The following is a 23227-nucleotide window of genomic DNA, read 5'->3' as shown; positions in this document are numbered from 1 at the left end:
TCCGCCCGCTGTCGAGCGGGCGGAGCGGGCGCAGTTCGGCAGTGCAGCTGCCCGGCGGTGGAGTGGTTCGACTCACCTGTGCGCGGAGCCCACGGCGTCGGAGAGTGTGCTGAATCCTTCCGCGCGGAGCCGCTTCGCGATTCCTCGGTTGATCGACCGCATCCAGAACGGGCCGCCGTAGATGAAGCCGGTGTAGCCCTGAACCAACGACGCTCCGGCCGTGATGCGATCCCAGGCCTGATCGGGTGTCTCGATTCCTCCGACCGACACGAGCGTGATGGATCCTCCGACACGCGCGTACAGCCTCCGGAGGACATCCAAGGACCGGTCGGCCAACGGCGCGCCGGACAGCCCTCCTGCGCCGATGGTGTCCACCGCGTCGACGGGCGTCCGCAGACCGGACCGGCCGATCGTCGTGTTGGTCGCGACGATTCCGTCGAGACCGAGTTCGACGGCAAGGTCGGCGACCGCGTCGATGTCCTCGTCGAGCAGGTCCGGTGCGATCTTGACCAACACCGGCACCGATACGACGGATTGGACCGCCGACAGGATCGGGCGCAACGATTCCACCGCTTGAAGGTCGCGAAGACCAGGGGTGTTGGGGGAACTGACGTTCACGACGACGAAATCCGCGAGCGGCCCGAGGAGAGTCGCGCTTGCGGTGTAGTCCGCGGCGGCCTCGGACGCCGGGGTCACCTTCGTCTTGCCGATGTTGGCCCCGATGGGAATTCCCCCTCGGCGGTGGCGCAGCGCGTTCGCCGCATGACCGGAGCCGTGATTGTTGAAACCCATGCGGTTGATCAGTGCGCGGTCGGCGGGCAGCCTGAACAGTCGTGGCTGCGGATTGCCCGGCTGTCCCTGCGCGGTCACCGTGCCGATCTCGGCGAAGCCGAAGCCGAGCGGTCCCCACACGTCGACTCCGTCAGCGTTCTTGTCGAATCCCGCGGCGAGCCCGAGTGGAGTGGGGAAGTCGACGCCGAAGGCGGTGCTCCTCAGCGCCGGATCGTTCACGACGAGGACCTTCGCCACGAGCGCGCGGATCGGTGACCACGCCGTTGCTGTGCGCATCGCGAAGAACGCGAGATGGTGAATGCGTTCCGGGGAGACAAGGAACATCAAGCGGAGCAGAGCGCGGTACACGAGCCTTCTTTCGACCTAGATTCCCGGGTCCGGGATGTGGTGGGCAGTCTTCTTACGTTTGAGCAGTACTTTCCGGCTGCCGTCGGTGTAGAGGCGCACGCGAGAGAGCTCCCAACCACCGAATTCGGCTTGGATCGCCAGTCTCATGGATGCGGTCACTCGCGTGACATCGGGCGGCAGTCGCAACGGAATGTACTCCCAGTCGTCGGACCCGGACTCCCACTCCGTAGGCATCCTGCTGCGTGTGCTGTTGTTCTTCAAACGCTGCGCCCTTCCCTGCCGTGTGCCCTCGACCTGCTGTGAGCGTTGTGAGTGCTCAGCCCCGTTCGGCGGTGTCGATCCGTTGTAGACCGCCTCCGGTGGCCGACCCGACGTAGAGCGCACCCGAATCCGGGTCGACCGTGATCGAGTCCGGCTGCCTCACCGTGGAGAACCTGCCGGACTCGACGGGAATTCCTGTGTCGAGGGTGTAGCCGACCACCTCGTTGTCCGCGGGAGTGGTGACCCACACTGTGTCGGACTTGTCATCGTAGGTGACTGCCCACGGCTGCGCACCGACCGGAAAACGTTGGCGAAGAAGAAGGTCGTCGGACGAGTACACCAGCAGTTCGCCGCCTGCGGCGTCCGTGACGAGGATCCGGCCGTACTCGTCCGTGTCGAGGCGTGCGGCGCCTGTGCCCGCCCTGAGGGCCAGACCGAGGGATTCGTCGTCGACGTTCACCTGAGTCAGCGAAGTCTGGTGGCGGTCGAGGGCGGCCAGCCCGTGTTCGGTGGACGCAAGTGCGTCGACGGAGGTCAGCCCGCCGATGGACTGTGACCGATTCGCACCGAAGTCGACGATATGAATGCTGCCACTGTCGTCACCGGCGACGACAGTGCCGTCCGAGAGAGTGGCCGCGCTGAGAAGGTTTCCGCCGGTGTCCACGTTTCGAACCCCGGAGCTGCGGAGATCGACCTCGGCGAGGCTTCCGTTCATCGGAAGAAGCAGGGTGCCGTCGACGCCGGGAACGACGTCGGCTGCCGCACCGGGAAGCGGGACCGACCGCGGCGGTGCGGCCGCGTCGTCGGCGTCGAAGACCGTCAGGGCGGTGCGAGCATCGTCGAGCGCGACGATGCTGCGCGTCACCGGTTCGAATGTGGTGGAATGCAGTCCGGAGGGGGAGGGAACGACCGAGCCGCTCGGGGGAACCGATGTGTCGGGCGACGTTATGCCGGTGAGGGGTTCGAGGTCGACCGCATCCGGTTCGTCCGACGAGCCGGAGCCGGAGTCCGAGCATCCGGCCACCAGCAGACATGCGGATGCGGCCGCGGCAAGTAGATGCCACGGGGTGTGTCGAACGTTCATCGATCCGCAAATCCTTCTCTCGGGGCGCTGTCAGCACCGTCGGTGCACCCGTTCACCTTGCCTGATGATCGATGACCGGTGTTCGCCGGACCTCCGGTGACCGGGCATGCACACATCGGCGGTACCGTGATTCGGCACCCTGTTCCGTCGAAGGCCAGGACCGTCGAGAGCCAGGACCGTCAAAAGCCAGGACCGTCGAAAATACGAGGAGTGGAGTTGGCGACCGAACACGACAGCGACGCGTCGAGTGTCGCGACGTTCCAGGTGGAGCAGGTCAGCACCGGAGCTCAGGCAAGCGGGTTCGGCAGCACCGAGGACAACAGGCCCTTCGCGTTTCGCGTGTACAAGAGAACGCTGTACCTGGAGATCTATCGCGCGGATCTTCCGTCGCCGGTTCCGGACCGCTCCGACGTGACGGCCGTTGCGGAGCAGTCGGTCACGGAAATCGACCTGACCGACGAGCGAAGCATCGTGGCAGCGGTCAGAGATGCGGTCGGCTCCGCCGATTCGCTCGACGCGGACGCCAAGGAATCCTCGGCCGTCCGATCCTTTCTCGGCCGTGTCGGCTCGGTGATGGCGTCCATCTAGAAACCGGCTGGCTGCGAACCTTTCGCTCGATCGCCGCGAACGGGCAGTACCAGCAGTCCGCCGGTACGTGGATGGTCGAACACCTCCACGCGGTGGCCGTACACGCGGGTCAGAAGCTCCTCGTTCAGAGTCGACCGCGGAGAACCGACCGCGACCAGAGCGCCGCGGTCGAGGATCGCGATTCTGTCGGAGTAGGCGGCCGCCAGGGCGAGGTCGTGCAGGACCACGACGACTGCGTCTCCGCGGCGAGCTCGATCACGTGCCACGGACATGACGGTTTCCTGATGGCCGATGTCCAGCGCGGCGGTCGGTTCGTCGAGCAGCAGCGTCGAGGTTCTCTGCGCCAGCACTCGTGCCAGTGAGACTCGGGCACGCTCGCCGCCGGACAGACCGGCGAACGGTCGATCCGCGAATTCCGTGACATCGCAGTGCTTCATGGCGAGGGCGACCGCCGCATCGTCGTTCTCCGCCTCGTCCGTGCCCGCCCACGGCGCCCTGCCCATGCGGACGACCTGATGCGCGGTGAAGGAGAACCCGACGGTGTGCTGCTGAGGGAGCACCGAACGGCGTCTCGCGGCGTCGAGGTCCGACCAGCGCGTGAGCGGTCGTCCGTGCAGTTCGACCGAGCCTGCGGCAGGTCGGAGTTCGCCGGTGAGTACGGCCAGCAGTGTGGATTTGCCTGCGCCGTTCGGCCCGACCAGTGACAGAACTTCGCCGGCGACGACGTCGATGTCGACGCCTCGGAGTACTTCCCGACCGGAACGGACGGCGGTGACTCCGGCGGTGCTCATGGTCACGGTTCCGGCCGTCACGTCGTCGGGAAGGTCCCGGTTCCGTCGAAACAGCGTCATGCCCATCCGCCTTGCTCGGCGCGAGTTCTACGCAGCATCCAGAAGAAGAACGGTGCGCCGATCAGTGACGTGATCATGCCGAGGGGCATGTCCACGTTGTCGACGAGCGTTCGTGCGAGGAGATCCGACGCCAGGAGAACGACGGCACCGCACAGCGCGCTCGCCGGAACCAAGGTTCGGTGAGCCGGACCGAGAAGCATACGCATCAGGTGCGGGACGACGAGGCCGACGAACAGGATGATTCCGGTGAACGCGACGCCGGAGGCGACCAGTACGGCCACGATGACGATGGCGGTCTGTCGCAGCCGTTCCACGTTCACACCGAGGTGCCGGGCGACGTTCTCCCCGAGTGCAAGCAGGTCCAGTCGTCGTGACAGGGCGACGGACGCCCCGATTCCGACGACGGCGAGCGGCGCCACCACGCCGACGGCCTGCCAGGTGGCGCCCGAGAGTGATCCGAGTTGCCAGAAGACGATCTGATCGCGTGCTGCCGGTGAGGCGACGAAGGTGAAGAACGCGATGAGACCGCCGGCGAACGCATTGATGGCAACGCCGGTGAGGATCAGCGTGACGACTTCCGTCCGTCCACCGCCTCGGGCCAGTACGTAGACGAGCACCGTCGTGATCAGACCGCCGAGGAATGCGGCGGTGGCGACCGACCACACCCCGGCGAACGCTCCTCCGAGCACGAACACGGAGGACGCTCCGACAGCTGCGCCCGAGGACACGCCGATCACTCCTGGTTCGGCGAGCGGATTGGCGAACACTCCCTGCAACAGTGCACCGGCCGTGCCGAGACAGGCGCCGACGACGGCACCGAGAACGATGCGTGGAAAGCGAACCTGCCACAGGGTGACTTCCCCGCTGGGGTGGGCAGGCATGGGTCCGACGTCGAGGCCGACTCGATGCAGGACGCTGCCCATCACTTCGAGTGGCGTCGTCGGAACCTGGCCGACGCACGCCGAATACACGGCGAGTCCGACGGCGAGGATCGCCAGAACGGCGAAGACGACGGTGGTGCGGAGCCGAGCAGGTGTCGGCACGGCTGCAGTCGATGTGTCCATCAAGCGGGCGCGTAGACGGCCTCGGCCAGCGCACTCAGAACCTTGCCGGTGTTGGGGCCGAAGCTGAGAACGACGCCGTCGGCCATGTCGACGACGCGCTGGGACTGCCCTGCCGGTGTCTGTGCGATGCCGGGTACCTGCTCGAGGCCGTCGATCCCACCGATCGAGTCGAGTCCACCGGTCATCATGAGGATGACGTCCGGTGCGGCGGCGATGAGGGCTTCGCTGGTGATCGGGACGAACTGTTCGGTGAGACCCGATGCGGTGCCCGCGTCTTCCGCGCCCAGGCCGGCGATGAGCGCATCGGCTCCGGACCCGGGCCCGGCGAGCATCTTGATCGCCGGACCGCGCATGTAGAGGAACGCGATCTTCACCGGTTCGCCGTCGGTGGGTGCACTCGACGATGCCTCGGCGATCTCGGCCTCGGTGCGCTGCGCGAGAACCGATCCGCGCTCGGGCACCCCCAGAGCGTTCGCGACGGAGACGATCTGGTCCCCGACCGTGTTCATCGTTCGGGTCGGATCGAAGAAGACGACGGGGATCCCGGCGGCGCGGAGCTGATCCTGCACTCCGCGTGGGCCGACACTGGTGTCGGTGAGCACTACCGTCGGGGCGAGCGCGAGGATGGATTCGGCGCTGAGCGAATGGCCGTTCGGCGTGACGTCGGTGACATCGGCGACGGCCGGAAATACTGCAGACGTGTCCCGACCGACGAGGTTGTCGCCGAGTCCGAGCGCGTAGACCGTGGTGGTGAGCGTTCCGTATTGATCGGCTGCGACGATGCGGCTGGCGTCGGTGATCGTGACGTCTGTTCCGTCGAAACCGCGGACCGTCACCGGCAGGGTCGGCTGCTGCCGGGAATCGACGGGTTCCGGATCGGGGTCGGCGATCACGGCGGTGCGCGGACCGATGGAATCCGTCCCGGAGTCCGTCTGCTGGTCGGGGGCGGAGCACGCAACCGAGGCCAACACGGTAGCCGCCACGACAGCAACCACAGCCGAGCGACGCGAAGAGCGTTGCAGTGTCGACGAGAAGTTCACGCAGACAAGGTTAGCCTGAGTTGACTCAGCTGCTGACGTCGTCGAGTGCGGACGTGATGGCGCGGGGGAGTTCCAGGTCCTCGACGACCAGGATGCCGGTGAGCTGAGCGAGATCACGTGCACCGACGATCGCCGACGCCACCCCTGGCCGGTCGCGCGCCCAGGCGAGGGCCACGGTGAGCGGGGATGTCTTCAAGCCACTCGCAGCGGTGACTGCGGCTTCGACGACGTTGGCGGCGCTGTCGGTCAGGTACCCGGCGATCGACTGGGCATAGGCGTCGTCGGCGCCGCGTGAATCGGCAGGTGTGCCGTGGCTGTACTTTCCGGTCAGTACCCCGCCGGCGAGCGGAATCGCTGCCAGCACTCCGACGCCATGGTGCTGCGCGGCGGGCAGGAGTTCGTCCTCGATCCCGCGTGCGAGCAGCGAGTACTCGGCCTGCGTCGCGACGATTCGTCCTGCGTCTGCCGCGCCCGCCGCCGTCGCCAACTGCCAACCGAGGTAGCCGCGTGCGCCGACGTACCGCACCTTGCCGCTCGTCACCGCATAGTCCAACGTCGAGGCGATCTCGTCGACGGGGGTGTGCTCGTCCCAGGCGCCGACCTGCCACAGGTCCAGGTACTCGGTGCCGAGTTCGCGCAGCGTGTTGTCGAGTTGGTCGAGCAACGATCGGCGAGAGCAGTCGACGCGGTAGCGCCCACCGGTGGTGATCACTCCCGCTGCGCTGCTCACGATCAGTTCGCGCCGCGGAACGACGTCGTCGAGTACCTCGGCGAGTACGCGTTGGGCGCGGCCTTCGCCGTAGGACGGAGACGAGTCGACGAGTGTTCCACCGGCCTCGGCGAATGCCGACAACTGCGCGGCGGCGTCGTCGCCGTCCGTTCCGCTACCCCAGCCGAGAGTTCCGAGACCGAGTCGGGACACGCGCAGGCCACTGGATCCGACAGATCTCTGCTTCATGGTGTTCTCGAGATTCCTCACGTTGTGTCCGGCGCCAGATGAGCACAGTAGTGCGCCCGCACCGTCGATGCGAGCCTGCCGCGGGTCGTCCGCGTGTGTCGGCCTGTGCGGCAGTGCGCTGCCGGGTACCGTCGTGGCCGTGAAATGTGTAGAGGGCCCAGGTTTCGACGTGCTCGGGGAATCGGGTCGTGCGGGGGTGCGCCAGTGATCGGCGAGTCGATGACCTGGTTGCAGGCGATCATTCTCGGAGCTGTCCAGGGGCTGACCGAGTTCCTCCCGATCTCGTCGTCGGGGCACCTGAGGATCGTGTCGGAGGTGTTCTTCGGCGACGATGCAGGCGCGTCGTTCACCGCCGTGAGCCAGCTCGGCACGGAAGCTGCGGTGCTCCTCTTCTTCTGGCGCGACATCGTCCGCATCGTGAAAGCCTGGTTCGCCGGGTTGCTGGACAAGGCGAAGCGAGATCTCGATTACCGGCTCGGCTGGTACGTGATCATCGCGACCGTTCCCATCGGTGTCCTCGGCATTCTGTTCAAGGACCAGATTCGGACCGGCGCTCGAAACCTGTGGCTCATCGCCACCATGCTCATCGTGTTCGCGATCGTCATCGCGGTGGCCGAGTACGTCGGCACCAAGCGTCGCCCCATCGAGAAGATCACCACGCGTGACGGTCTCGTCATGGGTGCCGCTCAGTGCCTCGCGCTCATCCCGGGCGTGTCGCGTTCCGGAGCAACGACCAGCGCCGGGTTGTTCCTCGGTCTGGAGCGCGAGGCCGCCGTACGATTCTCGTTCCTGCTGGCGATCCCCGCCGTCACCGCATCCGGCCTGTTCTCGCTGCCCGACGCGTTCGAGCCGGCCGGGGAAGGACTGAACGCGTCGGGTGCGCAGTTGGTGGTGGCGACGATCATCGCGTTCGCGCTGGGGTACGCATCGATCGCGTGGTTGCTGAAGTTCGTGGCGAACCATTCGCTGTACTGGTTCGTCGGTTACCGAATCGTGCTCGGCGTCGGTGTCATGGCGTTGTTGTCGGCGGGCGTCGTCTCCGCGACCTGACGGCTCGCCGACGGATACTAGTGTGGTGCCATGACGGTGATCTTGTTGCGGCACGGCCGCTCGACTTCCAACACCGCAGGAACGCTTGCGGGTAGGTCACCCGGGATCGACCTGGACGACAAGGGGCGCGAGCAAGCGCAGCGCCTCGCCGAACGTATCGGCGGACTACCCGTCGAAGAGGTCGTTCGCTCTCCGTTGCAGCGGTGCGCGCAGACTGTCGAGCCGCTGCTCGAGCGCAGAGGCCTGACTGCGGTCGTGGACGACCGTCTCGAAGAAGTCGATTACGGCACGTGGACCGGCCGCAGCATCAAGGAATTGCTCGCCGAGCCGCTCTGGAAGGTGGTGCAGCAGCATCCGTCGGCGGCGGTGTTCCCCGGCGGTGAGGGTTTGGCTCAGGTCCAGGCACGGGCGGTGACGGCGGTGCGTGAACACGACCGCAGGCTCGCCGCCGAGTACGGGCGCGACGTGCTGTGGGTGGCGTGCTCCCACGGCGACGTCATCAAGTCGATCCTGGCGGACGCGGTCGGCTGCCACCTCGACGCGTTTCAGCGCATCGTGGCCGATCCGGCGTCGATCAGCGTCATCCGGTACACCGAGACCCGTGCTTTCGTCCTTCGAACCAACGACACGGGAGCCGATCTGTCGGGCCTCGTCGTCGCGGCCGAGAAGGCGCCGCACGCGGAGTCCGCAGCCGGTTCGCCGTCGGATTCCGATGCTGTCCCCGGTGGCGGCTCCGGGCCCGCGGCCCACAGTGGCGGATAGGTTCGGGGTCTTCGCCCCCTCGGCGGCGGATAATGGGCACTGCCCGCAGGGGCGGATAATGGAGAGCTGTGATCCTTCGTCGGTGAAGAATCACGAGACAGGATTGTCGACAATATCTAGACGCAGGAGGTGCAATGCCACGCGCAATACATGTTTTCCGCACCCCTGATCGATTCGTCGCCGGAACCGTGGGTGAACCGGGCGACCGATCGTTCTTTCTTCAGGCCGTGCACGAGCACCGCGTGGTGTCCGTTGCACTGGAGAAGCAGCAGGTGCAGGTCCTGGCGGACCGTATGGGATTGCTGCTCGACGAAGTGCATCGTCGTTTCGGCGCCGAGATCCCGCCCGAGGAAACCGAGGTCGGGGACACCAGCCCGCTCCTGACACCGATCGACACCGAGTTCCGAGTCGGGACCATGGGACTGGGGTGGGATGCGGATGCAGGCGCTGTCGTCGTGGAACTCCTCGCCGTGAGCGAATCGGAGATCGACGAGTCCGTCGTGCTCGACGACACCGAGGACGGTCCCGACGCCGTCCGCGTGTTTCTCACTCCGGTGCAGGCGCGAGAATTCGCCCTTCGATCCGAGCGCGTGATCGCCGCCGGACGTGCTCCGTGCCCCCTGTGCGGACAACCACTCACGCAGGAGGGCCACATCTGCATCCGGACGAACGGGTACCGACGCGACGCCACCTTCGGATCCGCGTCGGAACTCGGTGACGAGCTTTGACCGACACTCGGCCGCCATTCGATGGCCTGCAGTCCATGACCGTCGGCGAGCTCACCGTCGTCGGACGGGTCGTCACGGCCAGCAACGCGACATTGGTGTGCGACGCAGCCGACGCTGCGGGCGGTGAACCCGTGCGGTGCGTCTACAAGCCGATTCGTGGCGAAGTTCCGTTGTGGGACTTCCCCGACGGGACCCTCGCCGGACGCGAGGTCGCCTCGTTCGAGATATCCGACGCCCTCGGCTGGGACGTCGTGCCCCCGACCGTGCTGCGGGACGGTCCCTTCGGGCCCGGCATGGTGCAACGCTGGATCGACACCCCCGAACCGCACGGAGACCGGGGCGACCGAGTGGATCTGATCGACATCTGCAGGCCCGATCTGGTCCCGTCCGGGTGGATACCGGTGCTGCAGGCATACGACGGTGAGGGGGAGGAGGTCGCGTTGATTCACGCGGACGACCCTCGCCTCCAGCGGATGGCCGTTCTGGACGTACTGCTCAACAACGCGGACCGCAAGGGCGGTCACGCGCTCGAAGGACTCGACGGTTATGTCTACGGCGTCGACCACGGAATCTGCCTGCACTCGGAGGACAAACTGCGGACCGTGCTGTGGGGTTGGGCGGGCACAACCGTCGACGACGCGTTGATGGCCGACGTGGTGACCTTCGTCGACACCTTCGCCGACGCGGTGGAACCCCGCATTCGCGGGAAGATCACCGAGGCCGAGGTCGATGCTCTGCTGGCCCGCGCGTGCGCGTTGGTGGCCGACCCGGTCATGCCGGAGCCGCGCTCGAGCAGGCCGATACCCTGGCCGGCCTTCTGACGCCCTGCCCGCGCTCCAATCCGTCTCGGATAGGCTTGTACGCATGCAATCTTGGTCCGATACTGCCGTACCGTCGATCCCTGGTCAGGGGCCGCCGCTTCGGTTGTACGACACGGCGGATCGTCAGGTCCGGCCGGTCACACCGGGTTCCGAAGCAAAGATGTACGTCTGTGGAATCACCCCGTACGATGCCACACACCTCGGGCACGCCGCGACGTATCTCACATTCGATCTGGTGAACCGCATCTGGCGGGACGCCGGACACGACGTGCACTACGTCCAGAACGTGACCGACGTGGACGATCCGCTGTTCGAGCGTGCGGACCGAGACGGTGAGAACTGGATCGACCTGGGCACCCGCGAGATTCAGCTCTTCCGTGAGGACATGGAGGCGCTCCGAGTTCTTCCGCCCCGCGACTACATCGGAGCCGTCGAGTCCATCGACGAGGTCATCGAGTTGGTGGAGAAGCTGGTGGCTTCGGGTGCGGCGTACGTCGTGGACGATTCCGAGTTCCCCGACGTCTACTTCCGAGCAGACGCGACCACGGAGTTCGGATACGAGTCGGGCTACGACCGGACAACGATGGACCGATTCTTCGCCGAACGTGGCGGCGACCCGGACCGTGTGGGCAAGCGTGACCCGCTCGACGCTCTGTTGTGGCGCGCCCACCGCGAAGGCGAGCCGTTCTGGCCGTCCCCGTTCGGACCTGGACGTCCGGGATGGCACATCGAGTGCGCCGCAATCGCACTGAACCGCATCGGGACCGGTTTCGACATCCAGGGCGGTGGAAGCGATCTGATCTTCCCGCACCACGAGTTCTCGGCCGCGCACGGTGAAGCAGCCGTCGGAGGCGGTCGGTTCGCCCGGCACTACGTGCACACCGGCATGATCGGTCTGGACGGTGAGAAGATGTCCAAGAGCCGCGGCAATCTCGTGTTCGTGTCCAAACTGCGTCTCGCCGGCGTCGACCCGGCGGCAATCCGCCTCGGCCTGCTGTCCGGTCACTACCGGCAGGACAGGGCCTGGACGGACGAGGTGCTGGGGCGTGCGACAACTCGTCTCGCGTTGTGGCGCGCGGCGGCCGCTCTCGAATCTGCCACGAGCGCAGACGATGTCATCGTTCGGCTGCGTCAGCACATCGCCGACGACCTCGATACCCCCAAGGCGCTCGACGCGCTCGACGCCTGGGCGAGCTTTGCCGTGGAACGCGGGGGAGCGGACACGTCCGCTCCGGCTGCATTCGCGGACGCAGTCGATGCATTGCTCGGGGTTTCGTTGCGCTGAGCCCTCCGGCCGTTCTTGTCGGGGACGCTCGGCTCAGCTCAGGTCGCGCAGAAGATCGGGGATGGTCCGTTCCTCCATCACTGCCCGGCCGGACCGGTGCATCGCGTGTGCCAATTCGGGGTCCCACGGGCTCTCCGCGGGAAAACCTTTGAGGGGCTCCGAGTTTCTCGCATCCAGCGCCTGCTCGTAGGACTGCAGGTCCATCCGCCAGGGGACGGCGTCGTAGCGGGCGACAGCGCGACCGGTCATGCGCAACCCTGCCCAGTCGAAGTCGTTGCGCCAGTGGATCTCGGTCCCCGACCGGCGCCCGGCGAGCAGTTTGTGCACCGCAGCGGACGGTTGCCCGTCGGTACAGACGATCGCCCCGGACTCACCACCCAATGTTCGCGCTGCAGCGGCGATCACGGCGATGTTCTCGCACACGAAGATTCGGTCCGCGGTGTTGGTCAGTGGTCCCCGAGTGATCATGTCGAGCGTCAGAGGAAAGGGAATGCCCGCGTCCGCGGCTTCGTTCGACCACCGGGCCACCACGTGGTCCTCGGAGACCCGATACCCCAGCACGACGACACGGCTGGACAGTGCATCGACCGAGACGCCCGCGGTTTCCCACAGCAGACGAATGCCGACAGGATCGACCGGCCGCGGAATACCCTCCTTGAGAGACAACGCTTCCAGGACCAGCTTGGGTGCACCGCCGGACGAGAGAGCCTTCGTGTCGCCGCAGGCCAGCTCGGCCACTTCCGTCAAGGAAAGACCGTCCGCGGGAAGCACTGCGAGGACCTTGGTCGCGACAGCCAGAGCATCGACGGCAACGCGGCCGCCGAGGGTTCCGTCCTGATTCAACAGAGACGAGAGCCAGCGATCCAACCACTCGCCGTGATCGGTTGTCGCGAGCAGCGAGCGAGCGTTGTCGAGCGCCCGCGCCTTGACGTCGGCCTTGTCCGCGGCGATGCGCTTCTTGTCCTGCAGCGGTGCACGCTCTCGCAGTGTGTCCAGCAATCCGACACCGCCGTTGACGGAGTGGCCGAGCCAGGCGTCGAACCGGGCAAGATCGAGTCGTGACGACCTCGCTCGGCTCAGTTGAGACGACGATCCGTTCACTGCGCTCATGAGCCTCGACAGGTCCGGCGCGGCATCGAGCTGTACGGTGACGCTGCCCTCGACCTTCAGCCAGTTGGACTCCAGCTTCTTGCGTGCAGCGGCCAACAGCACGTCGAGTTCCGGTGTGCCGCGCCACCCGGCGCCGTGATCATCGGACAAAGTCGAGCCCACCTTCCGCTCGGGTCGGAACGCGCCTCGTCAGCGGCGACCCGAGTGCGGACGCCAGGTCACCTCCGTCGTGTTCCTGGAGCAGCTCGCCGTTCGCCCACACCATCAATGCTGCGCTGACGGTGTTCTCGGCCGCCGAATGCGCCAGGTCGTAGTGCGCACAGCCCGGCACGTCGGCGTAGGTGATCCAGAGGTCGAATCCGGTCATGAACAGGTCGAGATCGAACTGAACGCTCAGGCCGAGCAACTCGCTGCGACCGTTGTCGTCGACGCCTGCGAACGCTTCGTCGAGCGCCAGCAGCCGTGGGCAGTGAGGATCCGCGGAGGACAGCATCACATGCGCTGCGGCGAACAACGGCAGGTGAAGCGACACCGACTGTTCGCCTCCGGACAACGCACTGTGCTTGGCGACGGTGAGCCGATCCTCGGTGCCGTCGCCTCGAATCAGACTGAACGAGAACACACGCCAGCGACGGTAATCCAGCGTCGATGCGAGGATCTCGGGATACGAGCGCTCGGGATGCGCAGCTCGGGCAATCCTGATCTCGGATGCGAAGTGCGCGCGCATCTTCGCGAGGTCGTCCGAGCTCAATGCCGACGCGTCCCGGTCGAGCAGCTTGGAGATCTCGCGGGCACCGTCGTCGAGATTGTCCGCCAGAACCCAATGCACACCGATGGTGTTGCCGGAGGACATCTTTCGCTGCTTCATCTCACTGGCCATCTGTCCGATGAGCTCACGAGCGTCGACGGTGCGTTCGTGGATCTGCTGTGCAAGCCCGGTCAGGAGAGCATCCTCGAGGATCCTGCGTTCGTGCTCGGTGAGGAGCGTCTCCTGGTTGGATCGTGCGTCGCCGATGCGGTCGGCGAAGTCGCCGATCGACGAGTAGCCCTGTTCGTCCTGGACGCGAACCACCGTCAACCCGTCCGGGGCGTCCCACTGAAGTCGGTAGTCCTGACCGGACGACGCGAGCTGCGAGTCGAACTCCTGCAGCGCGGTCGTCAGCGACGTGCGCGTGCTCTTGCGGTAGGACTCACCGGCTTTCACCGATGCCGTGGCCTCGTCGAGCGCCGCGTGCAGTCCGGCGACTGCGACCGGGAGCACCTGGAAGTCGTCGTCCGGCGCCGCCGCATGCTGGATGCGGTAGAGGATCTGCTCGACGCCGAGCCACGCGGAGTCGCTCGACGGCCACGCGTACGGATCGTGCACACCGAGAATGGCGAGCAGGTCCTTGCGTGCGTAGGGAGCGAGACGCTTGGCGTCGTCGATTCCTTCGGTGAGTGCAGCGCGCAGACTCTCCTGTGCGGTGTTGCACGCACCCTCGGCCTTACCGATGGCCTCGCCTGCGTCCTTGTCGGCCTTGCGGGCGGCGCGCTGCTCGACCTTGCACGCCTCGATCTTCTCGCGCGCACGTTCCAGATCGGCGTTGATCGAAACGGCCGTCGACCCGAGCTTCTCGCTGAGAATCTCCAGCTTCTGGACCTGTTGAAGGTGACTCTCCTCGGCGATGGCCGCTTCCTCCGCGAGTTCCTCGGCCAGGCCGGTCTGCTCCTCCAACCTGTTCAACGCTTCGCGACCGCGTTCGGCCTCGCGCACGCGGTCACCGCGTCGGCGCAGGACCAGCTCGCCTTGATTCTGGAAATGTCGAATGGCCGCGGCCAGCGAGTCGATCTCCCGCGCGGTGTGCGGTGTGCGGTGCGCGACCGCCGTGGAACGTAGATGCTTTTCTCGGGCGGACAGTTCCGCGATGGCCTGGTCGAGTTCGGCGTCCGCAGCAGCTGCCCCGGCCTGTGACGTCCGCAAAGCCCCGGCGGATTCCGTCACGGCCTTCTGAGACTTGATGATCGCCGACGCCTTGGGCAGCTGCTTGGCTGCCGCGGCGAGTCCGCGAAGAAGGTCGGCGGCCGAGCGTTCCTCTTCTCGGGTGGCGTTCAGCGACGCCTCGGAACCGGCGATGGATTTGTCGAGCTCGGCGATACGGGTAGCGCGGCGGGCTGCGCGGGCCGTCGCTCCGATGTACTCGGCGTCCTGCTTCCGGTGCCGTCCCCGCTGAAGTCCCTGACGGAACCGGCCGTCGACACCGACACACGTCACGCCGTCGACCAGTCCCAACGAGATCGAGGACAGGATGTCTCGAATCAGTTCCTCCGGCACGTCCGTCCCCGACTCGGGAACGAGGACGTCCACCAAGGTGGGACCGGTCGGGCGGGACTCCACGGGAGCGGGAACGAGGTACTGCTCGGACTCGAGCGAGTCGGGGACGGCTGTCGGCGAGACCCAGCCGTCGAGCAGGTTCGCGGCCTGCAGTGCGGATTCGACACCTGCCGCCTCGGACGGATCGACGCCCTCGGCGAACCGCACGAGCTGCCACAGCGGCGCACCGAGCAGACCGTCACGCGAGGACGTGCGTGCCGCGAAGGGTGGAGGTGCGTCGTCGTGTTCGGCGCTGACGAGGTCCCGCTCGGCCCGCATCGAGGACAGTTCCTCGGTCAGCGCGGCAGCACCGAGCTGTGCGTGCGTTCGCCGAGCCCGGACGGTATCGAGTCCGTCGGCCGAGGCGTCGGCGAGCACGGTGTCCAAGCTCGGCCCGTCGTCCTCGCCGATACGCGGAACGGCGGCATCGAGAGCCTCGAACGCCGACGACGTGATGCCGGCGAGTTGGTAGGTGGACGAATGTTCGGACCACCACGCCCGCAGCGCCGACGTGTACTGCGCCCGTGCGAGTTCCACCGATGCCTCGGCTTCCGTCACGGCCGCGCGTGCGGCGTCCAGCAACTCGTGCGCCCTGGTGGCACTGCGGTCCGCGCGCGCACGTTCGGTGCTCGCCTTCTCCGCTGTTCCGAGCGCTTCCCGCACGGCGCGCACGTCGCCGTCACGTTCCTCGGCGTGACCACGCACAGCGGTGCTGAACTGGTCGGTGCGCGCGCCCGCGGGCATCGACGCCCACGCGATACCTGCGTCCTCGGCAGCGGCCTGCAACTCCTCCTCGGCGCGAGCGAGCGCTGTCGTCGCATCCTTCAGCGCAGTGTCCGCCCTCGCGGATTCGGTGGTGCGCTTCTCGAGTTCGGCCTGCGCACCCCGTGCACGCTCGGACTGTTGGGCGGCCGAGACCTTCAGTTTCGCAGCCGATTCGGCCAAGTCGTCGAGTTGCTGCTTGCCCTCGTACGCGCTCGAACGCTGCAGCGTCTCGCGATCGGCAAGGGCCTGGTCGAGGGCGCGTTCGGCGTCGTCGAATCGCTTCTCCGCCGCCAGACGCTCCTGCAACCGACGTTCCTTCAGTGCGGCTGCGGCGAAGTGCGCCGTTGTCGCATGGGTCACCGCTTCGAGCCTGCGGGAGACCTGTTCGACATCCGAGCGAGCCTGCACACGGAGATACTTCGAGTAGACCCCGACGAAATTCTTCGCCGCCTGGTCCGCCTGGGCAAGACCTTCGAGGGCCCGCCCGACCTCTTCCATGTCGCTGAACGAGCGCGCAGCTTCGAGCACCAACTGATCGTCGAGGGGACGCAGCCCGTCGGTCAGCGCCTGCGACAACCCCTTCGGATCCAGGTTCTTCGCGAGCTGCGGACGGCGAAGCGTCAGAATGAGATTGATCAGCTGGTCGTACCGCTCCGCGCCGAGTCCGAACATGCGAGCGTCGATAGCAGCCCGATAGTCCACGGGACGATCGGTCAAAGCGTCGGTGCCCAACTGCTCGGCGAGTTGCTTCTTGGTGAGCGGGCGGTCGTCGGAGCCCAGCAACGAGAAATCCACCCCGGCGCGACCGTCGGCGACGAAGTACCAGCGAGTGACCTTGTCGTTCTGTCTGCTGGCACGCATTCCGATTCCGACGGTGACCGACTCCGGGTCCTCGTGAGTGCCGCGCGAGAACTCCATCCAGACGTAGGAGTGCGCGCTCTCCTGACCGCGATAGAGCAGGTTGGACTTCATCGTCCGTTCCTCACCCGCGAACGGGTTGAGCCGGCGCGGTTCGATGCGCCCGTCGAGGACGAAGGGGAACAGAACTTCGAGGGCTTTGGTCTTACCCGAACCGTTCGGACCACGGAGGACGAGCCGCCCGTCGGCGAACGAGAACTCCTGGTCACGGTAGTCCCACAGGTTGACGATTCCTGCTCGCGTCGGGCGGAAGCGCTCGGAGTGTGCGGTCATCTACTGCGCCTCGATTTCTGTGTCCGTGGAACGGCTGTCGAACAAGGAGTCCTGCGGTACCCGGTCTCGCACGCTCACCATCACATCGCGATACCGGGCGATGACGGGAAGCACGAGAACTCCGCCGGACATGATGTGCACCAACCGAAGTCGATGCAGCATCTGCACCGCTCGTTCACGCAGGCCGTCGGGGTCGGCTTGCCACTGGGCGGCGAACGTGCGGCCGAAACGTTCGACCAGATCGGCGACGGTGTGCGCGAGCCAACTGTTCTCCACGAACGGATAGGTGGCCGGTGGGGTGCCGGTATCGGGGACAGGGCCCGTCGGCGACCCGAATTCGGCCAGGTCGTCGAAGATTCCGCCGCCGGGGATGGCCGCATCCAGCCGCGTCACCAAGTCGTCGTCCGCGACGATCGCGTGGTGCGCGAGCGCATGGTGTGCGAGGGCGTCGGCGTCCGGGTCGACGACACGGTCGGATATCTCGCCGGCCAGGAGCAGTGCGACCTGGGCGATGGTGCCGGTACTCGGGAACCGTACGTCGGACATCCTGCCCGCGGTGTCGATCAGCGTGACACCCTCGGCGCGGCGTTCGGACACCAAGCCGGTGAGCAGTTCCACGTCGGCGACGGTTCTGTCCGCCGCGAGTGCGGTGCGCCCGTCCTGATCCAGATCCTCGAAGTACACGACGGGGCGTTCGACCAGAGCGCGTCTGACCTTGCGCAACGTCTCTTTCGGATCCGTGGGGCGCGCGGCGTCGTCGTCCGAATCCTCGTCGACCGGGGAGTCGGATCCCACGAGTAGGCCGGTGACCGAACGCAGATGCTGCACTGCTCGCGGCGGCCGGAACAACGCGACGACCACCGAACGCTCGATGTCGTACAACGCCTCGCCCGAGGACGGATTGCTCGCCCAGCCCGACGCGTCCCCGTCGGCGAGAGAGATGGCACCGCGAGCTGCCAACCAGCCGACCGCGTCGACGAACGCATCCCGGTCGGACGCTCGATCCGCTTCCAACTCGACGCCGTCGACCTGCCCGGCCTCGGCGGCGACGTGGTCGGCCAGCTCGGACAGAGTGATCTGGTTGCCTGCTCGTCCCAACGCGGCCATGGCCAGTGCCAGGTAGGCGTATCGGCGTCGATCGAAGATGCGGTCCGAGGCCGTGCGGGCGGGTTGGCTCGGATCGAGCGAGTCGATCACCGGGTACACGCGGGCCGTCGTCTCGGTGACCTCGAGTCGATACCCGAAGAGTTCGAGAAGGTCCTCGCGCAGTTCCGTCGCCCACCTGCGCAGAAGTGGCAGCGCGATGCGGTCCGGATAGTCTCGGGTGACCAGGTGGTTCGCCAATGCCACTCTCGCGGCGCGCTGGTAGGAATCGAGTGCGAGAGAGGGGATTTCACGTGCTCTCATCGACCGGCCACCTCGGCCACGTCCAGCTGCAGACGGTCCAGGTGCAGTCGGCCGCGCGCCGTGTGCACGACGGTCGAGGTCTCGGATGTGGTCAACGTGAGCTTCACCCCGCTGTCGGATCCGGTGGATCCCGACGTTCGTCCACTGACCCGAACTCGCGCGGTCAGTGCGGCGTTCAGTAGGCCGAGCAGCACCTCGGTTTCCTCCTCGTCGAGGGTCCGTTCGTAGACGCCGTCGGACGCCAGTGAACGTGCGGCTGCACTGCGGACTCGCTGGGCTTCGAGTTGCTGCTCGCGGAGCCTCCTGATTCCGCCGTCGTTGCGTTGCACCCGGCCGGGAAGCCCGGGCGACGGCGCCCGACCGGTCTCCGCCAGCGTCCGTGAGATCTCCACCGGTGGTGCCTCCCACCAGGAGCGGGAGGTGGGGATGATGTCGGCGTCCGGGTGCACCATCGACAGATGGCGCGGACGGCCGAGCCCGAACACGGCGTGGAACAGGGCATGCGCACTGTCTTCGCTGGACGTGTTCGCAAACCATCCCGCCAGGTGACGGAGCTGACTTTCACGGCTGACGCCGCCCTTCCGGGTCTCCGTGACGCGTCGGAGCAGCGACAGCACGGCCGCGATCGCGCTCATGGTGCCCTCGCGGAGGCGTTCGGACTCGCTGAGCTCGGCGTCTGCTGCGACGAACCAGTGCGACAGGCCGGACCACCGTGCCCGCCAGTCCGCCGTGCGTTCCTCGACGGTGAGGAACACGCGCTCGTCGCTGACCGCCGCCCGGTGGATCAGTTCCGATATTCCGGTCGACTCGACCACCGCGATGGCTTCGGCGAGCTTGGGTGCGTACCGCGTCAGATCCGAGCTGAACTCGCGCATGTGCGTCAACAGCGCATCCTTGTGCACCAGAAACGTCTCGGGGGTGATTTCCGTGGTACGCACCAGGTCGCCGAGAACGAGGTAGAAATGTGCTGCGCGCGTTGCCATTTCGGACAGCGTGGAGTCCAGGCGGCTAAGCTTGCGGTAGATGCGATCGCCGTCCGCTTGCCGATTGGCCTCGGCGAGCTCGTGCATGTCGGCGAGAAGTTCGGGCAGAACGAGCCGGGACAGAGAGGCGTCGTCGAGCCGTGCGCCCAGCACGTCCTCGACGGCGCGGAATGCCTTGTACCCGGCGCCGCTGAACTGATACACGAAATGACGGTTCCGATACTCCGCGAGTGTCGCCGCGCGAGATCCGTCGTAGCTCCGCTCGAGTAGTTCCCACGCGTGCAGTTGTTCGAGCAGGGGCGCGATCTCCGCCGCTCCGAGCCGAAGATTCTCCGGCGCATTCCTCGCCAGTGTGTCCGCGACATCGGCGGCGTGCAGCAACACGACGTAGTTGGCGCGTGCGATGTCGAACGCGCGCAACACCCAGAGGTACTCGGCCCGCTTCTCTGCCACCGTGAACGCGAACAGTTTCAGCCGTTCTTCCTGCAGAAAAGCAGTCGCAGTACTGTGCCGGATGTCGTCGACCACCGGCTCCGCTCCTGATTCGCTCACTGCAACAGGGTAGGCGTCCACTGCCCAGGAGCGAAAAACACGCCGAAGGGTGCGATTCAGACGTCGACGGTGACCTTCCCGTCCACCACCGCTGCCGGGTATGTCCTGACGGAATCGATGCCGCTGGGGCACACACCCGTGTCGAGCGAGAACGTGTACTGGTGCAGCGGGCACATCACCACGGAGCCGTCGATCTGGCCGTCCGCGAGCGGGCCTCCCTTGTGAGGACAGACGGCGTCCATGGCGCGTACGGTGCCGTCACCGAGCAGGAAGACGGCAACCTGCTTGCCGTCGACCACATAGGCGCGGCCTTCCCCAGGTGTCAGGTCCTCCACGGCACCGACGGGGATGCTCATCGGACCGGGACCCGAGGCAGCGGAAGCAGGGGGAGCGACGGTGCGAACTGGGCGGGCGACTTCTGCTCGACCCGGTCCTGCCACGGGTCGCGGTAGCCGTCGACGGACGTCTGCATTCGTTGCTCCAATCCCGCGACGATCCCGTCGGCGTCCTCGATCAAGATCCGCTGGAGTGCTTCCAGGCCGATACGGGGAACCCAGGCGTAGGTCCGCTCGAGCCAGTGGGCCGTCTCCCGATAGTGCTGGATGAAGATTCCCGCGACACGGATCACTTCATCGGCGCCGACCACGGTGGCGAGCAGATCGCCCTTCCTGATGTGCGCTCCCGCTGCACCGCCCACGTAGATCTCCCACTTGTCCTCCCCGACGGACACGACACCGAGGTCCTTGCACAGTGCCTCGGAACAGTTGCGGGGGCAGCCGGCGACGGCGAGTTTCAGCTTCGCCGGGGTCTCCAAGCCCTGGAACCGGTCCTCGAGCGCGATGCCCAGTGCGGTCGAATCGCCGAGACCGAACCGGCAGAAGTCGCTGCCGACGCAGGTTTTGACGGTCCGCATGCTCTTGCCGTAGGCGAAACCGGACGGCATGTCGAGATCGCCCCACACCTTGGGGAGGTCTTCCTTCTTGATGCCGAGCAGATCGATGCGTTGTCCGCCGGTGACCTTGACGAGCGGCACCTGGTACTTGTCCGCGACGTCGGCGATCCTGCGCAGTTGGTCCGGGGTGGTGACGCCGCCTTTCATCTGGGGAACCACCGAGAACGTGCCGTCGCGTTGGATGTTGGCGTGGACGCGGTCGTTGATGAACAGTGCTCCGCGCTCGTCCACCCAGTCCGGTCCCCACACGGTGCGGAGCAAGGACGCCAACGGCATCTTCGACGGCACGTCCTCGCGGCCGCCGGTCGCCAGTTCGGTGAACACCTGCGACACCGACCTCAGATCACGCTCGCGGATCACCTCGATGAGGGCGGGCTTGGACAACGGGATGCACGGGACGTACCAGTCCGCAGCCGGGTCGGCTTCGACCGCGCCGCCTGCGGCACAGGCCAGGATGTCGGCGACCAACCCCTTGCACGATCCGCATCCTTTCCCGGCGCGGGTCGCGGCCGTGACGTCGCCCATCGACTTGGCACCCGCGTGGACACAGGCGACGATCGCGCCCTTCGTGACTCCGTTGCAGTTGCACACCTGAACGTCGTCGGCCAGTTCGGCAGCCCCGGTCGCCGCGGTAGGGGTGCCCATGTCGAAGAGCATGCTGATCCGCTCGTCGGGCAGCGGTACCTTCTCGTCGAACGCCTGCGTCAAGAAGTTCGCTTTGCTGATGTCACCCAGAAGCGTTGCGCCGATCAACTTTCCGTCGCGGACGACCACGCTCTTGTAGGTACCGCTTCTGGGCTCGTAGAACTGGACGAACTCGTCGTCCTCACGCTCGGGTCCCTTCACGCCCATTGCGGCGACGTCCACCCCGGCGACCTTGAGCTTGGTCGTCAGCCTCGAACCGTGGTATGCGGCAGCGGGATCCGTGCCGGTCAGGTGCTCGGCAAGTACCACGGCCTGCTCCCACAGCGGTGCGACGAGGCCGTACACCTCGCCTCGGTGCTGGCAGCATTCACCGACCGCGAAGATCGATCCTTCGTCCTCGCAGCGCAACTGGTCGTCGACGACGATTCCGCGCTCGATGACGAGGCCGCCCCCTCGTGCGAACTCGACATTCGGGCGGATTCCCGCGGTGACGACGATCATGTCCGCGGGCAGCGACGTGCCGTCGCCGAAACCGACACCGGCAACTGCGCCGGTCTCGGTGCGCAGAACGGAGGTCGTGCGTTTGGACGTGTGCACTCCCACGCCCAGCGATTCGATCTTGTTCCGCAGCAGCTTGCCGCCGCGTTCGTCGAGCTGCTGGTTCATGAGATGACCGGGGGAGTGCACGACGTCCACATCGAGGCCCTGCGTGCGTAGACCGTACGCTGCTTCGAGTCCCAGCAGGCCACCGCCGATGACCACTGCGCGCAGGTCGTCCTGCGACGCCGCCATCTGCAGCATCCCGTTGGTGTCCTCGATGGTCCGAAACCCGAACACGCCGCGGGCAAGTCGGCCGTCGGGTTCACGGAGTCCGTCCATGTTGGGGAAGAAGGTGTTGCTTCCCGTCGCGATGATCAAGATGTCGTAGGGCACGTCGCGACCGCTCTCGCATCGCACCGATTTCGCGAACCGATCGAGGGACACTGCTCGGTCGCCCGCGTACAGAGTCACGCCGTTCTCCCGGTACCAACTCATCGGGTTCAGGAGGAGATCCTCGTCGTCGACGCCGGTCTCCCCGGCAAGCACGTGCGAGAGCATGATGCGGTTGTAGTTGCCGTACGGTTCGTCGCCGATCATCGTGACGTCGAACCGATCGGCGCTCCGTTTCAGAATTTCCTCGACCGTTCTGGCGCCTGCCATTCCGTTGCCGACCACGAGCAGGCGGGTCCTGTTCGATTCGGACCCCGACATCAGATCAACACCAGACCGAAGTCGACGACGACCTCGCCCGTCGTTCCCTCGGGAGCTGCGACGACCAGCTCCAGGACCGAGTCCGGGTCGACGTCCTCGACCACACGCAACGGGATGTTGACCCCGCTCTTGGCTCCCATGGGGAACAGACGCATCGGCTGCCCGTCCCGGAGCAACGAAACCACCACGAGTTCGTCGCTGGAGTTTCCGCCCCTGAAGTACAGCGGCTGCGCGATCGATCCCGACGGTACGACGAAGGTGGTGGACGGGTCGACGTTCTCCGGCTTGTCGAGTCCGTGTCCGGTGAACGGGAAGACGCCCTGCAGAAACCGCGGTGTGCTTGCCATGCCACGACTGTCGCGCCGAACGGTGACGCGGTGGAGGCGTGC

Annotated in this window: 20 protein-coding genes; 6 read left to right on the top strand and 14 right to left on the bottom strand. The window is 66.4% G+C overall.

Annotated elements, in window-relative coordinates; genetic code table 11:
• Positions 1-72 precede the first annotated feature (72 nt).
• The 3 genes from BH95_RS05110 to BH95_RS05100 form a co-directional block, all read right to left on the bottom strand.
• Entirely contained in the window at positions 73-1140 is a 1068-nt protein-coding gene (locus BH95_RS05110) for a quinone-dependent dihydroorotate dehydrogenase (protein ID WP_037181300.1), read from the bottom strand.
• A 15-nt stretch (positions 1141-1155) separates the two neighbouring features.
• Entirely contained in the window at positions 1156-1374 is a 219-nt protein-coding gene (locus BH95_RS05105) for a DUF5703 family protein (RefSeq protein WP_051104945.1), read from the bottom strand.
• An 82-nt stretch (positions 1375-1456) separates the two neighbouring features.
• On the bottom strand, positions 1457-2485 hold the full coding sequence (locus tag BH95_RS05100; protein WP_037181299.1) for a YncE family protein: 1029 nt from the start codon (positions 2483-2485) through the stop codon (positions 1457-1459).
• Between the two features lie 96 nt (positions 2486-2581).
• Here BH95_RS05100 and BH95_RS05095 point away from each other — a divergent pair, with 96 nt between their 5' ends.
• Positions 2582-3073: a hypothetical protein gene (locus tag BH95_RS05095; protein WP_244164831.1), complete on the top strand. Its 492-nt coding sequence runs from the start codon at positions 2582-2584 to the stop codon at positions 3071-3073.
• On the opposite strand, the gene BH95_RS05090 is transcribed toward BH95_RS05095, so the two are convergent.
• The 4 genes from BH95_RS05090 to BH95_RS05075 form a co-directional block, all read right to left on the bottom strand.
• Positions 3070-3864 carry a heme ABC transporter ATP-binding protein gene (locus tag BH95_RS05090; RefSeq protein WP_442981365.1) on the bottom strand — a complete coding sequence of 265 codons (795 nt, stop codon included), beginning with the start codon at positions 3862-3864 and terminating at the stop codon, positions 3070-3072. The two genes, BH95_RS05095 and BH95_RS05090, sit on opposite strands and share 4 nt — an antisense overlap.
• Positions 3865-3920: 56 nt before the next feature.
• On the bottom strand, positions 3921-4988 hold the full coding sequence (locus BH95_RS05085) for a FecCD family ABC transporter permease (protein WP_037181297.1): 1068 nt from the start codon (positions 4986-4988) through the stop codon (positions 3921-3923).
• Positions 4988-5971 carry a heme/hemin ABC transporter substrate-binding protein gene (locus BH95_RS05080; RefSeq protein ID WP_371828311.1) on the bottom strand — a complete coding sequence of 328 codons (984 nt, stop codon included), beginning with the start codon at positions 5969-5971 and terminating at the stop codon, positions 4988-4990. The genes BH95_RS05085 and BH95_RS05080 overlap by 1 nt, the downstream gene beginning before the upstream one ends.
• Before the next feature lie 82 nt (positions 5972-6053).
• Positions 6054-6986, bottom strand: a complete 933-nt coding sequence (locus tag BH95_RS05075) for an aldo/keto reductase (protein ID WP_033189705.1) — start codon at positions 6984-6986, stop codon at positions 6054-6056.
• Between the two features lie 207 nt (positions 6987-7193).
• Here BH95_RS05075 and BH95_RS05070 point away from each other — a divergent pair, with 207 nt between their 5' ends.
• From BH95_RS05070 to mshC, 5 genes are all read left to right on the top strand, one after another.
• A complete protein-coding gene (locus BH95_RS05070) occupies positions 7194-8036 on the top strand; it encodes an undecaprenyl-diphosphate phosphatase (RefSeq protein WP_170947582.1) in 843 nt (280 codons plus the stop codon).
• A gap of 30 nt (positions 8037-8066) precedes the next feature.
• The gene (locus BH95_RS05065) at positions 8067-8798 is read left to right on the top strand and encodes a histidine phosphatase family protein (protein WP_037142282.1); all 732 of its coding nucleotides are present in this window, start codon (positions 8067-8069) and stop codon (positions 8796-8798) included.
• A 134-nt stretch (positions 8799-8932) separates the two neighbouring features.
• Positions 8933-9526, top strand: coding sequence for a DUF3090 domain-containing protein (locus BH95_RS05060; protein ID WP_026347991.1), 594 nt, complete (start codon positions 8933-8935; stop codon positions 9524-9526).
• 35 nt (positions 9527-9561) lie between these two features.
• A complete protein-coding gene (locus BH95_RS05055) occupies positions 9562-10347 on the top strand; it encodes an SCO1664 family protein (protein ID WP_170947581.1) in 786 nt (261 codons plus the stop codon).
• Between the two features lie 43 nt (positions 10348-10390).
• Positions 10391-11632 carry a cysteine--1-D-myo-inosityl 2-amino-2-deoxy-alpha-D-glucopyranoside ligase gene (mshC, locus tag BH95_RS05050; protein WP_037181295.1) on the top strand — a complete coding sequence of 414 codons (1242 nt, stop codon included), beginning with the start codon at positions 10391-10393 and terminating at the stop codon, positions 11630-11632.
• Positions 11633-11665: 33 nt separating this feature from the next.
• Here the strand turns inward: mshC and BH95_RS05045 are convergent, their stop codons facing one another.
• From BH95_RS05045 to BH95_RS05015, 7 genes are all read right to left on the bottom strand, one after another.
• Positions 11666-12892 carry a DUF2399 domain-containing protein gene (locus BH95_RS05045; RefSeq protein WP_230621017.1) on the bottom strand — a complete coding sequence of 409 codons (1227 nt, stop codon included), beginning with the start codon at positions 12890-12892 and terminating at the stop codon, positions 11666-11668.
• Complete coding sequence (locus tag BH95_RS05040; RefSeq protein ID WP_037181294.1) at positions 12882-17048, bottom strand: TIGR02680 family protein; 4167 nt, start codon at positions 17046-17048, stop codon at positions 12882-12884. Before BH95_RS05040 ends, BH95_RS05045 begins: the two co-directional genes overlap by 11 nt.
• Positions 17049-18455, bottom strand: a complete 1407-nt coding sequence (locus tag BH95_RS05035) for a TIGR02678 family protein (RefSeq protein ID WP_026347988.1) — start codon at positions 18453-18455, stop codon at positions 17049-17051.
• Positions 18452-19912 carry a TIGR02677 family protein gene (locus BH95_RS05030; RefSeq protein ID WP_170949241.1) on the bottom strand — a complete coding sequence of 487 codons (1461 nt, stop codon included), beginning with the start codon at positions 19910-19912 and terminating at the stop codon, positions 18452-18454. The genes BH95_RS05035 and BH95_RS05030 overlap by 4 nt, the downstream gene beginning before the upstream one ends.
• 134 nt (positions 19913-20046) lie before the next feature.
• The gene (locus BH95_RS05025) at positions 20047-20346 is read right to left on the bottom strand and encodes a Rieske (2Fe-2S) protein (RefSeq protein ID WP_019666284.1); all 300 of its coding nucleotides are present in this window, start codon (positions 20344-20346) and stop codon (positions 20047-20049) included.
• Entirely contained in the window at positions 20343-22838 is a 2496-nt protein-coding gene (gene nirB / locus BH95_RS05020; protein ID WP_037181292.1) for a nitrite reductase large subunit NirB, read from the bottom strand. Before nirB ends, BH95_RS05025 begins: the two co-directional genes overlap by 4 nt.
• On the bottom strand, positions 22838-23185 hold the full coding sequence (locus tag BH95_RS05015) for a hypothetical protein (RefSeq protein ID WP_019666282.1): 348 nt from the start codon (positions 23183-23185) through the stop codon (positions 22838-22840). Before BH95_RS05015 ends, nirB begins: the two co-directional genes overlap by 1 nt.
• Positions 23186-23227: the final 42 nt, after the last annotated feature.

Origin of the sequence: Rhodococcoides fascians A44A (assembly GCF_000760735.1) — a bacterium.
In the GTDB taxonomy this organism is placed as follows: domain Bacteria; phylum Actinomycetota; class Actinomycetes; order Mycobacteriales; family Mycobacteriaceae; genus Rhodococcoides; species Rhodococcoides fascians_E.
The sequence above is the reverse complement of the archived record's forward strand: the minus strand, read 5'-3'. Positions and strand labels throughout refer to the sequence as shown.